Source organism: Paraburkholderia phosphatilytica, from assembly GCF_003443895.1.
Lineage (GTDB): Bacteria > Pseudomonadota > Gammaproteobacteria > Burkholderiales > Burkholderiaceae > Paraburkholderia > Paraburkholderia phosphatilytica.
The window spans coordinates 321275-334805 of the sequence record NZ_QQOA01000004.1 but is presented as its reverse complement, the minus strand read 5'-3'; the positions used below and the strand labels follow the sequence as shown (position 1 = coordinate 334805).

The window sequence follows — 13531 nt, the reverse complement described above, 5'->3', positions numbered from 1 at the left end:
GCAGCCAGGTGACAAATGCGCGCCGCGGGTCAAAGGTCGTCCGGTGAAGGCAGCGCGCGCAGCACGGCGCGCACCGGGCTCGCATCGAGCGTCGCGAACTTCAGCGGCAGCGCGATCAGCTCGTAGTCGCCGGGCGCGACGGCGTCGAGCACGAGGCCTTCGAGAATCGCCATCCGGTGCGTGCGGATCCGGTGGTGCGCGTCCATCGTCTTCGAGTCCTGCGGATCGAGCGATGGCGTGTCGATGCCGATCAGGCGCGCTCCGTGCTGGGCGAGCAGATCGATGGTTTCGGGCGCGACCGCGCAGAACGCGTTGTCCCAAGCGTCGAGCGGCGCGCGCAGGTAAGTGCGCAGCAGCACGCGCGGCGGCAATGCATCGAGCGCATGCGCGACCTGCCCGGGCGTCACGACGGGCGCGGCGCCGATGCAGTGGATCACGCGGCAGCGGCCCAGGTAGACGTCGAGCGGCACGGCGCCGATCGGCGCGCCGTCGGCGGCGTAATGCAGCGGGGCGTCAGCGTGCGCGCCGGTGTGCGGCGACAGCGTCACGCGTCCGACGTTGACGGGCGAGCCGGCCTCCATGCGCCAGACGCGGTCGATGCCGACCGGCGTGTCGCCGGGCCAGACGGGCGTGGCGGTCGAGATGGGCGGGCTGATATCCCAGAACGTGTCCATGGCGGCGCGGTCAATGCTTTGTCAGCGTGTGGAAAGGGCGTGGAAACAAGCGTGCTTCGTTGCTTCGAATGATAGGCCTGCCATCACGAAATGTGATTGCAAAAAAAGCTCTGTCTTTGCGTACTCCTGGAACATAATTTGAGATAACCGGGAATTGGAGACCGAAAATGAATGCGATCTCACTCGATGCCACCGATTGCCGTATTCTCGCGGTGCTCCAGCAGGAAGGCCGGATCAGCAATCTGGACCTGGCGGAGCGGATCTCGCTGTCGCCTTCCGCGTGTCTCAGGCGGTTGCGGCTGCTGGAGGAAGAGGGGGTGATCGAGCGCTACCGCGCGTGCCTGAACCGCGAGGTGCTCGGGTTCGAACTGGAGGCGTTCGTCCAGGTGTCGATGCGCAACGATCAGGAAAACTGGCACGAGCGTTTCGCGGAAGCGCTGCGCGACTGGCCGGAGGTGGTCGGCGCGTTCGTCGTGACGGGCGAGACGCACTACCTGCTGCGCGTGCTCGCGCACAACCTCAAGCACTACTCGGACTTCGTGCTGCAACGGCTCTACAAGGCGCCGGGCGTGCTGGACATCCGCTCGAACATCGTGCTGCAGACGTTGAAGGAAGATTCGGGCGTGCCGGTCGGGCTGGTGGTGAGCGGACGGAGCGGGGCGGGCAGCACGGTGGGGTGAGGGCGCGGGCGGCCGCGCCCCGCGTTACCCATCACGAGCAATCAGGTCAGATCGGATCGAGGCCGTGGAAGCCGCCGTTCTGGAACACGAGCGGCTGCATGCTGGCCGCATCTTCGTGAATGCCGCAGCGCTCCACTTCGCCGACGAAGATCACGTGATCGCCTTCGTCGTAGCGGCTGCGGTTGTGACATTCGAACCAGGCGATCGCGCCGTCGAGCACCGGCATGCCGGAATCGCCGGCCGCGTGCGACACGCCTTCGAACCGGTCGCCCTTCAGCGTCGCGAAGCGTTTGCACAGATCGAGCTGCGACGCGGCGAGCACATTCACCACATAATGGCTATTGCTGCGGAACACTGGCATCGACGCCGAACGCGTCGCGAGGCTCCACAGCACGAGCGGCGGATTCAGCGACACCGAATTGAACGAACTCGCGGTAATGCCGATCAACTGACCCGACGGCGCGCGCGTGGTGATCACCGTGACGCCGGTCGCGAACTGACCGAGCGCGCGCTTGAACGCGAGTTCCTCGAAGTTGGGTGGGCTAGCGCGCTTCATCAGGCAGCGGCTCCGGCGGCGGGAAGGCATGCCGCGTGCGGCGCCCGAAAGAAAAAAGACGAGTGGGAGGTCATGTAGAAATTGAGCGAATTGCCCCAATTTTAACGGAATCGGACAGCGGCCAGTAAGGCGAGCCCGACGGCGACCGGGCGACGGCCGCGCAGCGTATCTGCGCAGCCGCGCGGCAACCAACAAGGAGCGATCAGCATGAGTCAGGCAAGCGAAACCGCCATCCTCGGCGGCGGGTGTTTCTGGTGTCTCGAAGCGGTCTTTCTGGGCGTCGACGGCGTGACCGCGGTGGAGTCGGGCTACGCCGGCGGCGACGCGCGCTCGCCGACCTACGAGCAGGTGTGCGACGGCAACACAGGGCATGCGGAGGTCGTGAAGGTCGAGTTCGATCCGGCGAAAATCACGTACCGCGAAGTGCTCGACATCTTCTTCGCGATCCACGATCCGACCCAGCTGAACCGCCAGGGCAACGACGTCGGCACGCAGTACCGGTCGGTGATCTTCACGCATTCGGACGCACAGCGCGAAGCGGCGCTGCAGGCGATTCGCGACATCGCTGCCGAAGGCATCTACGACGGCCAGATCGTCACCCAGGTGCTGCCGCTCGACGGCAACTACTGGCCCGCCGAGGCGTATCACCAGAACTACTTCGAGCAGCATCCGAACCAGGGCTACTGCGCGTTCGTCGTCGCGCCGAAGGTCGCGAAGTTCCGGCAGAAGTTCGCGCATCGGTTGAGGGCGGGAGCTTGAGCTGTCAGGCGGGCGGTTGCGGCTCGGTGTTGCCGTCGTCGGCACGGGTGGGTGACGCTGTGTCTTCACCGGCCGCTTCGCGTTCCGCCTTCACGCGTTCCCACGCATCCACGATCGCCGTCGCGAGTCCGGCGCACGTCAGCGGCGCCGAGCCTTCCGCCTTGTTGTTGACCGCGATCAGCACCGGCTGACCCGCGATCGCATAGCGCACCGCCAGCTCGGCCAGCGCTTCGCGCGTGGCCAGGTCCTCGTCGACGATCTGGTTGAACGGCTCGTACTTCGCTTTCGCCTGCTCGTACTTGAAGCCGCTGTGCAGGCTCCAGCGCACGATCAGCGGTCCGGCGGGTTCCCCATCCATCAGCGCGAGCGCGGCCGCCTGGCGCAGCGTGTCGGGCATTCGCGCATGTACGCCGACGCAGTAACGCACGTTCGCCGCGCGCAGCATGCGCACGAAACGTGGCGTCAACAGACAGGCGTCGCGGATCTCGACGGCGTAACAGGTGCCTGCCGGCAGATCCGGCAATGCCGCGAAGAATTCGGCGAGCCGCGCGGCGAAGCCCGCGGGGTCCGCGAGGATCGTATCGGGCAGCGGCGAGAACTGGAATACCAGCGCGCCGGCCTTCGCGCCAAGACCGTCGATGCACGGGCGCACGAATTCTTCGGTTGCGATCTGCGCGTTCAGGAAGCACGGGTTGTCCGCGACGGGTTCGCCGCGCGCGGCCCGCACCGTCGCGTCAGTGACCGACGACGGTCCTTTCACGATGAAGCGGAAATGCGCCGGCACCTGCTGCGCGTAGCGCGCGTAGTCGGCCACCGGGAGCGGCGCGTAGAACGAGCGGTCGATGCTCACCGTGCGCAGCAGCGGGTGTGCGCCGTACGCGGTCAGGCCTTCGCGGGAGAGTTTGCTGTCGCTGTAGTCGTCGCCGTAGACGATGTCGCGCCAGCCTGGAAACGACCACGTCGACGTGCCGACGTGAATCTGCCGCGGCAGCGCGGCCGCGATACGCAGTGTTGCTTCAGAGGGCTGTGCCGGCAGCACGCCACGGCCGCGGCGCCGCGGTGCGGGTTGTGGCGTGGGTTGATTTGCGCCGGGCGCTGCTGACGTGGACGTAGAAGTGGGCTTGGCCCGCGGCTCGGCAACCGGCATACCGAACAGATCGAACTGTTCGGCCTCCGCTTCGCTCGAGCTGTCGAGCGTCTCGTCGGGGTGATCGTTCGGGTTTGCTTCGCCGCCTTCCATCGATTCCGTGCCGTGTCCTTCAATGCGCGCTGGCCCGCCGGCGGCACGCCGGAAGGGCCCGCCAGCTACGTCACCCGCATCACTTTTTATCGTACATATAGCGCCGCGACCAGGGCAGCGTCGTCGCGCTCTGGCCCGCCCTGCGGCAGACCACCTGGAAGATCGACACGTCGTCGTTCTCGAACGCGTACGCGCAGCCCGCCAGGTACACGCGCCAGATCCGGAACTTCTCGTCGTCGACGAGCTTCCGCGCTTCTTCGGCGTGCGCCTCGAAGCGGTCCGCCCAGATGTTGAGCGTGTGCGCATAGTGCCGACGCAGGCTTTCGACGTCAATCGGCTCGAGCCCGCCGCGCTGCATCGATTCGAGCGCGAGGCTGATGTGCGGCAGCTCGCCGTCCGGGAACACGTAGCGGTCGATGAACTCGCCGCCGCCGAGCGCCGTCTCGCCGCTGTCGAAGTCCGACGACGTGATGCCGTGATTCATCGCGATGCCGTGGTCTTCGAGCAGATCGTGCATCTTCTGGAAGTAGCCCGGCAGGTTCTTGCGGCCGACGTGCTCGAACATGCCGACGCTCGTGATGCGATCGAACCGACCGTCGAGGTCGCGGTAATCCTGCAGCCGGATCTCGATCTGGCCTTCCAGGCCCGCGTCCCGCACGCGCTGCGTCGCGAGATCGAACTGGTTCTGCGACAGCGTCACGCCGACGCACTGCGCGCCGAACTTCTGCGCCGCGCGCAGCACGAGCGCGCCCCAGCCGCAGCCGATGTCGAGCAGGCGGTGGCCGGGTTGAACCTGGATCTTCGTGAGGATGTGATCGATCTTCTTCAGCTGCGCGGTGTCGATGTCTTCGTCACCGTCCTCGAAGTACGCGCACGAGTAGACCATGTTCTCGTCGAGCCACAGCTTGTAGAACTCGTTCGAGACGTCGTAGTGATACTGGATGGCCTTTTTGTCCGACGTCTTCGAGTGATTGAAGTAGCGCCGCACCCGCGCCAGCTTGCCCGCGCTCGTCACCGTGTTGCGCGCGAGCGAGTAGCTGATGTTGATGATGTCGGTCAGCTTGCCTTCGATGTCGATCTTGCCCTTGACGTAGGCTTCGCCAAGGTTGTCGAGACTCGGCTCGAGCAGCAGCGGCAGCGCGGCCGCCGTATTGACCTTCAGCGTGACCTGCGGCGTCGCGAACGTGCCGAAGTCGTGCTGCTGTCCGTCCCATAACACGAGGCGGGCCGGCAGGTTCGCCCGCGATTTGACCTCGTCTACCCACTGCGCCAGCTTTTTCTCCCAGAACATGTGATTTCTCCGTGTCCGATGAAATACAAAGCAAAGCCAATGACTACGCACGCGCCACGATGCCGACCGATGTGTACCGGTGTCCTATGGTCCCGCGTTTGGGCTCGCATACGCAATGGGCCGGCACCGTAGTTCGTGCCGGCCTCGCGGGTTGCGAACCCGGTCTGTCAGGGTGCCAGCCGCGCGATCCGCCACGCGCCCGCGTCGTCGTCTTTCGCGTAGCGCAGCCGGTCGTGCAGCCGTGACGGCCGCCCTTGCCAGAACTCGATCGTGTCCGGCACCAGGCGGTAGCCGCCCCAGTGCGGCGGCCGCGGCGGGTGCTCGCCGTACTGAGCGGTGACTTCACGCTCGCGGGCTTCGAGCACTGCGCGATTCGGGATCACCTGGCTCTGGTCGGACGCCCAGGCGCCGATCCGCGAACCGAGCGGGCGCGACTGGAAATACGTGTCGCTCTCTTCCGCGCTGGTCTTCACGACCGTGCCCTCGATGCGCACCTGGCGTTCGAGTTCGATCCAGTGAAACAGCAGGCTGGCGTACGGATTGGCGGCAAGTTCGTGGCCCTTACGGCTTTCGTAGTTGGTGAAAAACACGAACCCGCGCTCGTCTACGCCCTTGATGAGCACAATCCGGGCCGCGGGCCGGCCGTTCGGGTCGACCGTCGCGAGCGTCATCGCGTTCGGTTCGGGGAGCTTCGCGTCGAGCGCCTCGGCGAACCATCGCTGGAATTGTCTGATCGGATCGCGTTCGGCGTCGGACTCGTCGAGTGAGTTCAACGCGTAGTTTCTCCGGAGTTCTGCGAGGGTGGCCATGTTCTTATGCGAACGCTTCAGTTGAACCGAGTATAGCGAAGGAATGATTTTTCTGCGTGCGGCAAGGCGGCACGAACCGGCCCGGGCGCGCCACGCGGCGGCGCGCGTTCGGGCAAAATATCGGTCCATGACCTCGCACCTTGCGCTTGCCCCTATGCAGCAGTCCGATCTTACTACCAGCACCGCCAGTCACGCCGACGCCGCCGCAACGCAGCACGGGCACGACGTACCCGACCGCGCGCGGCGCTTCGGCGGCATCGCGCGGCTGTACGGGCAGCCCGCGCTCGACGCGTTCGAACGCGCGCATGTGGTCGTCATCGGGATCGGCGGCGTGGGGTCGTGGGCGGCGGAAGCGCTCGCGCGCAGCGGGATCGGCGCGCTCACGCTGATCGACCTCGACAACGTGGCGGAGAGCAACACGAACCGCCAGGTGCACGCGCTCGACGGCAACTACGGCAAGCCGAAGGTCGACGCGATGGCCGAGCGGATCCGCCAGATCAATCCGGAGTGCGACGTTCGCTGCGTCGAAGATTTCATCGAGCCCGGCAATTTCGATGCGCTGCTCGGCGGCCCTTACAACTTCGTGGTCGACGCAATCGATAGCGTGCGGACCAAGACCGCGCTGATCGCCTGGTGCGTGGAGCGCGGCCGGCCGCTGATCACGGTGGGCGGCGCGGGCGGCCAGCTGGACCCCACGCGCATCCGCATCGACGACCTCGCGCTGACCATCCAGGACCCGCTGCTGTCGAAAGTGCGCCAGCAGTTGCGCAAGCAACACGGCTTTCCGCGCGGGCCGAAAGCGAAGTTCAAGGTGAGCGCGGTGTATTCGGACGAGCCGCTGATCTACCCGGAAGCGGCCGTGTGCGACATCGACGAGGTGGCCGGGCACGTCGAAACGTCGCCCGGACATGCGGGGCCGGTGGGGTTGAACTGCGCGGGCTTCGGTTCGAGCGTGTGCGTGACCGCGAGCTTCGGATTCGCGGCCACGGCCTTCGTGCTGCGGGCGATTGCGCGGGGCGCGGGGGCGGCGCCGCGGCGCCAGGCGTGAATGCGGCGTTAGCGGCGTGTGATCGGCGCACGCCGCGTCACGTACTTCAGTTCAGCGCCGCGCTGAGCTTGCGTCGCCACCTGGCGACCAGCTCCGGCTGATGCGCGGCCAGATCGAACACCGACAGCATCGTCTTGCGGCCGATATCCTCGCGGAACGTGCGGTCCTGCAGCACGATGGCCAGCAGATGCTCCAGCGCGCCGTCGTACTTGCGGCGGGCGATCAGCGCGCTCGCCAGATCGAAACGCGCTTCGAGGTCCTGCGGATCCGCGGCGACTTTCGATTCGAGCGCATCCGTGGGCGGCAGGTCCGCGGCGGCGTCGAGCGCATCGAGCCGTGTCTTGATCGCGTTGAAGCGGGCGTCGATACCTTGCGTGGTTTTCGGCGATAGCAGGTCGACCTCGTTGCGCGCTTCGTCGATCCGGTTGTCCACCAGCAGCAGCTCGATCAGGTCGAGGCGCGCGTCGTCGTAGCCGGGGTCGTAGGCCAGCGCTTCTCTCAGGTGGTTGTACGCTTCCTCGCGGCGGCCTTCGGCGATCGCGGCCTGCGCGGCAATACGCGCGGAATCCGCGCCGTCCGGCACGAGCCGGTCGAGGAACGCGCGCAACTGGCCTTCCGGCAGCACGCCGATGAACTGGTCCACCGGCCGGCCGTCCGCGAACGCGACCACGTGCGGGATGCTGCGCACCTGGAAGTGCGCGGCCAGCTCCTGGTTTTCGTCCACATTGACCTTCACGAGCTTCCACTTGCCCGCGTAATCGGCCTCCAGCTTTTCGAGCAGCGGGCCGAGCGTCTTGCAGGGGCCGCACCACGGCGCCCAGAAGTCGACCAGCACCGGCGCGAGCGTCGAAGCGACGATCACGTCCTGTTCGAAAGTGGCGAGAGTCGTATCCATTGCAGTCCTCGTGAGAAATCCGTGTCAGATAGATGGGGGCGAGCGGCGCGGGTTCAACGCACCGGGAGCGCGCGTTCAGCGAGGCTTGTGCTCGGGCAGCGGAATCCATTCCGTTTCGCCTGGCACCTTACCCATTTCCTGGTTCGCCCAGGCGGTTTTGGCGGTCTCGATGCGTTCGCGCGAACTCGACACGAAATTCCATTCGATGAAGCGCTCGCCATCCAGCCGTTCGCCGCCGACCAGCATCACCGTCGCGCCCTGCGTGCTTTCGAGCGTGACCGTCTCGCTCTCGGCGAGCACCGCCATCTGCCCGGCTTCGAGCGGCTGGCCGTCGATCGCGAGATCGCCGTCCACCAGATACACGCCGCGTTCCTCGTGCTCGGGTTCGAGCGCGAACGCGCTGCCCGGCGAGAAATGCGCCGCGACGTACAGCGTGCCCGAGAACGTCGTGACCGGCGATTCGACGCCGAACGCGGTGCCCGCGATCACCCGCAGCGTGACGCCGTTGCGTTCCACCTCGGGCAGCGTCGCGGCCGCGTGATGTTCGAACGCCGGTTCCACTTCCTCGTGATCGAGCGGCAGCGCGACCCAGGTCTGGATGCCGTGCATCGTGATGCCCGCCGCGCGCTCCGCGTCCGGCGTGCGTTCCGAGTGCACGATGCCGCGGCCCGCGGTCATCCAGTTCACGTCGCCGGGAACGATCTTCTGCTCGGAGCCGAGGCTGTCGCGATGCATCATCGCGCCGTCGAACAGATAGGTGACGGTGGCGAGCCCGATATGCGGATGCGGACGCACATCGAGCCCGGTGCCCGGCGCGAAGGTAGCCGGCCCCATGTGGTCGAAGAAGATGAACGGCCCGACGAGCCGTGCGGCCAGCGCCGGCAATACGCGCCGCACGGTCAGATTGCCGATGTCGCGCAGATGGGGCTTCAAGGTCGTCTTGATCGGGGATGTCATGGGTGGCCTGGCGGTCCGTGCGGGTCAAGCGGTCATTCTACTGGCTGCACAGGAGGGGCGCAGAACATGCGGCGGGGCACGACGACGCGCGCCGATTGTCCGGCCTTGCGGTTTTCCGGGTTGCGGCGCCGTGTCTACGAGCTGCGCGCGGCCAGCGCGATGAAGTCTCCGCTACACTCCTGCGGACACATCGAACCGTGGATGTGGATGCGTATCGAGGAGATCGGGGATGTCGCCGAAGGACCTGTTGCTCGCGCTCGTCGTCGTGGTGGCGTGGGGCGTGAATTTCGTCGTGATCAAGGTGGGTCTGCACGGCGTGCCGCCGATGCTGCTCGGCGCGCTGCGGTTCCTGCTCGCCGCGTTCCCGGCGGTGTTCTTCGTCCGGCGTCCGAAACTGCCGCTGCGTCTGCTGTTCGCGTACGGCGCGACCATTTCGTTCGGCCAGTTCGCGTTCCTGTTCTCGGCGATGTACGTCGGCATGCCGGCGGGCCTGGCTTCGCTGGTGCTGCAGGCGCAGGCGTTCTTCACGCTGATCTTCGCGGCGATGTTCCTGCACGAGCGGTTTCGCGCGCAGAACGTCGTGGGCCTGCTGATCGCGGCGGCCGGGCTCGCGGTGATCGGCCTGCAGGGCGGCCATTCGATGACGCTCGCGGGCTTCCTGCTGACGCTGTGTGCGGCCGTTTCGTGGGCGCTCGGCAATATCGTCACGAAGAAGGTCGGCAAGGTCGACCTGGTGGCGCTCGTCGTGTGGGGCAGCCTGATTCCGCCGGTGCCGTTCCTGCTGCTGTCGTACTGGTTTGAAGGACCGCAGCGTATCGTGACCGCGCTGTCGGGCATCGGCGCGATGTCGGTATTCGCGGTGGTCTATCTGGCGTTCGTCGCGACGCTGCTCGGCTACATCTTGTGGAGCCGGCTGCTGTCGCGCTATCCGGCCAGCCAGGTGGCGCCGTTTTCGCTGCTGGTGCCGATCGTCGGGCTTGCGTCGGCATCGCTGCTGCTCGGCGAGCAGCTGTCGGCCGCCCAGGTGGGCGGCGCGGTGCTGGTGATGGCGGGGCTCGTCGTGAACGTGTTCGGCGGCTGGGTGCGCGAGCGGTTCGGCGCCCAGCGCGCTTAACACACGTAGTGCGCCTCGCGCGCGTGGCACGCGTAGCGCGTTACCTCACACTGTGCGGTTTTTCGCGAGCGGCGGGTTCGCAGCGAAATACCGCTTGATGCCCTTCAGGATCGCGTCGGCCATCTGGTCGCGATACGTATCGTCGTTCAGGCGCTTTTCTTCGTCGGGGTTGCTGATGAACGCGGTCTCGACGAGGATCGACGGAATGTCCGGCGCCTTCAGCACCGCGAAGCCGGCCTGTTCGACCGAGCCCTTGTGCAGGTGATTGATACCGCCGATCTCCTTCAGCACGAAGTTGCCGTAGCGCATCGAGTCGCGGATCTGCGCGGTCGTGGACATGTCCCACAGCGCGCGGTTCACCGATGCATCGGCGGACTTGATGTTGATCCCGCCGATCTCGTCCGACGAGTTCTCCTTGTTCGCCATCCATGCCGCGGCCGCGCTCGACGCGCCGTGCTCGGACAGCGCGAACACCGACGAACCGTGCGCAAGCGGCGTGGTGAACGCGTCCGCGTGCACCGACACGAACAGGTCCGCGCCGACGCGGCGCGCCTTCTGCACGCGCACGTTGAGCGGCACGAAGAAGTCGTCGTCGCGCGTCATCATCGCGCGCATGTTCGGCTGCGCGTCGATCTTCGAGCGCAGACGCTTTGCGATATCCAGCGCGACGTGCTTCTCGTACGTGCCCGCGCTGCCGATCGCGCCCGGATCTTCACCGCCGTGGCCTGGGTCGACCGCGACCGTGAGCAGGCGCACCGTACCGTTGCCCTTGCCGCGCGGCGTGGTGAACTTGTACGCGTCGGGCGATTGATCGTCGTCGTGGTCCTCGTTGTGCGCGAGTTCGGTGGGCGGAGCGGACGGTTTCGTGCCCGGCGCGTGCGTTGGTGCGCCCGCGATCGGCGGCAGCGCGTGCTGTGCGGCGGTGGGCGGATGCGGCACGGTGTCGGTGGGCGACGACGTGTCGTTCTGCGCGTAGTGCTGGAAAAACGCTTCGCTGTTGTCGCCGGTGGCGGGCGGCGTGGTGGGGCCCGCCAGCGTGGCCGGCGGCGAGTTGCTTTCGTTGAGCTTCTGTTCCTTGCGCTCGGTCTGCGCGAGCAGGTCCATCAGCGGATCGGGCGCGACGGCCGGATACAGGTCGAACACGAGCCGGTAGCGATAGGAGCCGACCGGTTCGAGCGTGAACACCTGCGGCTTCACTGAGCCCTTCAGGTCGAACACCATCCGCACCACGTGCGGCTGATACTGGCCGACGCGTACCGCGCGGATCTGCGGATCGTTCGGCGTGATCTTCGACACGAGGTCTTTCAGTTCGTCGTCGAGATCGAGGCCGTTCAGGTCGACCACCAGCCGGTCCGGTCCCTGCAGCATCTGCTGCGTGGTCTGCAGCGGCTGATCGGATTCGATCGTGACGCGCGTGTAGTCGCGCGCGGGCCACACGCGCACGCCGAGCACCGACGACGCCCACGCGAGCCGCGGGGCCACTAGGCCGAGTATCAGCGTCGACGCGCCGGCCCGCAGGATCTGCCGGCGGCGCCAGTTGTGCGTCGCCGTGGCCGCCGATTCGATCGAGCGGAACGGTTTGATCAACATCTTTCGAGACATGCCTTTCCTGATTCGCTGAACGCCCGGGCCGCGAGCTGACGGCCGTCGCCGTCGACCTCGAGCGCAAACACCAGATCCGGCACACCGAGCAGACCGCCAGCCTGTTGCGGCCATTCGACGAGGCATACCGCGCCGCTGTCGAAGTACTCGCGAAAGCCGGCGTCCGCCCATTCGGCGGGATCGCTGAAACGGTAAAGATCGAAGTGATAGAGCTGGAGTTCCCCGCCGGGCCGCTCGATGGCGTACGGCTCGACGAGTGTGTAGGTGGGACTGCGCACGCGTCCGGTATGGCCGAGACCGCGCAGCGTGGCACGCACGAGCGTGGTTTTGCCCGCGCCGAGATCGCCGGTCAACTGCACCTGCAGGCCGGCAAAATGAGCCTGCGTGCCTCGCACCGCATCGCGCACGGCTTCGATCGCGGCGGCGAAGCGCGCGCCGAACGCCGCGGTCTCGCCCTCGTCCGCGAGCGCGAAGCGGCGCTCCAGCAGAACGGGTGCGGAGAAATCGAGCGGCAGTTCGGACGTGGCGGGCATTCTCGTAAAATGGCGTGATGAACCGATGTCAGCAGCAGCCCGTATCCGGCACGTCCGAGCCGGTGGAATCCGTCGAAACGCACGATTCCGCCGGTTCGGCTCATGGCGCGCGTGATTCGCGTACGGACCGCGATGTCGATCGTCTCGACGATGCGGCGCTGGAGGCACTCGCGCGCGACATCCGGAGGTGGGGTCGCGAGCTGGGTTTCGGTGCAGTCGGTATCAGCGACACCGAGCTCTCGCATGCCGAGGCAGGACTCGCCGCGTGGCTCGAAGCGGGCTGCCATGGCGAGATGGATTATATGGCCAAACATGGGATGAAACGCGCAAGACCGGCCGAGCTTGTGGCCGGAACGCGACGCGTGATCACTGCGCGCATGGCCTATTTACCCGTTGCGGCGTCCTCTTCCGAGCTCGTTTCGACAAGTGCCGGAAAGGCTCGCGAAAGCAGCGCGGAAGCGGGTTCGGCACCCGCGCATGCATCGACGCATACGTCGACGTGGCGCGCGAACGAGTGGTCCCGCCTCGCCGATCCGACGGCCGCGGTCGTGTCGATCTACGCGCGCGGACGGGACTATCACAAGGTGATGCGTCAGCGTCTACAGCAGCTCGCGGACCGCATCGAGGCGCGTATCGGCGCATACGGCTACCGTGTTTTCACCGATTCGGCGCCGGTGCTCGAGGTCGAACTCGCGCAGAAAGCAGGGATCGGCTGGCGCGGCAAGCACACGTTGCTGCTGCAACGTGACGCGGGTTCGCTGTTTTTTCTCGGCGAAATCTACGTCGATCTGCCGTTGCCCACGGATGCGGAAAGCTCGCCCGACACCGCGCCCGAAACGCCCGGTGCGCATTGCGGCAACTGCTCGCGCTGCCTTGGCGCATGCCCGACGGGCGCGATCACCGAGCCGTATCGCGTCGACGCGCGGCGCTGCATTTCGTACCTGACGATCGAGCTGAAAGGCAGTATTCCCCAGGATTTACGGCCGCTGATCGGTAATCGTGTGTATGGCTGCGACGACTGCCAGCTCGTGTGTCCGTGGAACAAGTTCGCGCAGGCTGCACCCGTCGACGATTTCGATGTGCGTCATGGACTCGATCGCGCGACGCTCGTCGACCTGTTCGGCTGGACCGCCGACGAGTTCGATACGCGCATGCAGGGCAGCGCGATCCGCCGGATCGGCTACGAGTGCTGGCTGCGCAATCTCGCGGTGGGGATGGGCAACGCGCTGCGCGCCGATGCGGACACGCTGCCGGTCGGCGCGCGCGATGCGATCGTCGCGGCGCTGCGCGCGCGTGCGGACGATCCGTCGCCGCTCGTGCGCGAACATGTGCAGTGGGCGCTCGAAGCCGCCTAGCGTTGCAAACGCGGTGAC

The 13531-nt window shown here is 66.6% G+C and carries 14 protein-coding genes; 5 read left to right on the top strand and 9 right to left on the bottom strand.

The window, feature by feature from the left end; all coding sequences use genetic code 11:
* Positions 1 to 29: 29 nt before the first annotated feature.
* Positions 30 to 674, bottom strand: coding sequence for an arylformamidase (gene kynB, locus DVS29_RS06815; RefSeq protein WP_118179647.1), 645 nt, complete (start codon positions 672 to 674; stop codon positions 30 to 32).
* A gap of 167 nt (positions 675 to 841) precedes the next feature.
* On the opposite strand from kynB, the gene DVS29_RS06810 reads away from it, so the two are divergent.
* Positions 842 to 1354 carry an Lrp/AsnC family transcriptional regulator gene (locus tag DVS29_RS06810; protein ID WP_118179646.1) on the top strand — a complete coding sequence of 171 codons (513 nt, stop codon included), beginning with the start codon at positions 842 to 844 and terminating at the stop codon, positions 1352 to 1354.
* Between the two features lie 46 nt (positions 1355 to 1400).
* On the opposite strand, the gene DVS29_RS06805 is transcribed toward DVS29_RS06810, so the two are convergent.
* Entirely contained in the window at positions 1401 to 1910 is a 510-nt protein-coding gene (locus DVS29_RS06805) for a flavin reductase family protein (protein ID WP_118179645.1), read from the bottom strand.
* A gap of 207 nt (positions 1911 to 2117) precedes the next feature.
* Here DVS29_RS06805 and msrA point away from each other — a divergent pair, with 207 nt between their 5' ends.
* Entirely contained in the window at positions 2118 to 2669 is a 552-nt protein-coding gene (gene msrA / locus DVS29_RS06800) for a peptide-methionine (S)-S-oxide reductase MsrA (protein ID WP_118179644.1), read from the top strand.
* A 4-nt stretch (positions 2670 to 2673) separates the two neighbouring features.
* Here the strand turns inward: msrA and DVS29_RS06795 are convergent, their stop codons facing one another.
* The 3 genes from DVS29_RS06795 to pdxH all read right to left on the bottom strand — a co-directional run bounded on the left by DVS29_RS06795 (position 2674) and on the right by pdxH (position 6009).
* The gene (locus tag DVS29_RS06795; protein WP_118179643.1) at positions 2674 to 3909 is read right to left on the bottom strand and encodes a DUF72 domain-containing protein; all 1236 of its coding nucleotides are present in this window, start codon (positions 3907 to 3909) and stop codon (positions 2674 to 2676) included.
* Positions 3910 to 3988: 79 nt separating this feature from the next.
* Positions 3989 to 5200 carry an SAM-dependent methyltransferase gene (locus tag DVS29_RS06790; RefSeq protein WP_118179642.1) on the bottom strand — a complete coding sequence of 404 codons (1212 nt, stop codon included), beginning with the start codon at positions 5198 to 5200 and terminating at the stop codon, positions 3989 to 3991.
* Positions 5201 to 5367: 167 nt separating this feature from the next.
* On the bottom strand, positions 5368 to 6009 hold the full coding sequence (pdxH, locus tag DVS29_RS06785; RefSeq protein WP_118179641.1) for a pyridoxamine 5'-phosphate oxidase: 642 nt from the start codon (positions 6007 to 6009) through the stop codon (positions 5368 to 5370).
* A 127-nt stretch (positions 6010 to 6136) separates the two neighbouring features.
* Here pdxH and tcdA point away from each other — a divergent pair, with 127 nt between their 5' ends.
* Positions 6137 to 7057 (top strand): tRNA cyclic N6-threonylcarbamoyladenosine(37) synthase TcdA, encoded by a 921-nt coding sequence (gene tcdA / locus DVS29_RS06780; protein ID WP_240655492.1) that lies wholly within the window; start codon positions 6137 to 6139, stop codon positions 7055 to 7057.
* Positions 7058 to 7103: 46 nt separating this feature from the next.
* On the opposite strand, the gene trxA is transcribed toward tcdA, so the two are convergent.
* Positions 7104 to 7952: a thioredoxin gene (trxA, locus tag DVS29_RS06775; protein ID WP_118179639.1), complete on the bottom strand. Its 849-nt coding sequence runs from the start codon at positions 7950 to 7952 to the stop codon at positions 7104 to 7106.
* A gap of 75 nt (positions 7953 to 8027) precedes the next feature.
* Entirely contained in the window at positions 8028 to 8909 is an 882-nt protein-coding gene (locus tag DVS29_RS06770) for a pirin family protein (protein WP_118179638.1), read from the bottom strand.
* Between the two features lie 229 nt (positions 8910 to 9138).
* On the opposite strand from DVS29_RS06770, the gene DVS29_RS06765 reads away from it, so the two are divergent.
* Positions 9139 to 10023: an EamA family transporter gene (locus DVS29_RS06765; protein WP_118179637.1), complete on the top strand. Its 885-nt coding sequence runs from the start codon at positions 9139 to 9141 to the stop codon at positions 10021 to 10023.
* A 45-nt stretch (positions 10024 to 10068) separates the two neighbouring features.
* On the opposite strand, the gene DVS29_RS06760 is transcribed toward DVS29_RS06765, so the two are convergent.
* A complete protein-coding gene (locus DVS29_RS06760; RefSeq protein ID WP_118179636.1) occupies positions 10069 to 11625 on the bottom strand; it encodes an N-acetylmuramoyl-L-alanine amidase in 1557 nt (518 codons plus the stop codon).
* Complete coding sequence (gene tsaE / locus DVS29_RS06755) at positions 11607 to 12158, bottom strand: tRNA (adenosine(37)-N6)-threonylcarbamoyltransferase complex ATPase subunit type 1 TsaE (RefSeq protein WP_118179635.1); 552 nt, start codon at positions 12156 to 12158, stop codon at positions 11607 to 11609. The genes DVS29_RS06760 and tsaE overlap by 19 nt, the downstream gene beginning before the upstream one ends.
* A 17-nt stretch (positions 12159 to 12175) precedes the next feature.
* Between tsaE and queG the strand changes: the two genes are divergently transcribed.
* A complete protein-coding gene (gene queG, locus DVS29_RS06750) occupies positions 12176 to 13513 on the top strand; it encodes a tRNA epoxyqueuosine(34) reductase QueG (protein ID WP_118179634.1) in 1338 nt (445 codons plus the stop codon).
* The last annotated feature ends 18 nt before the right edge of the window (positions 13514 to 13531 follow it).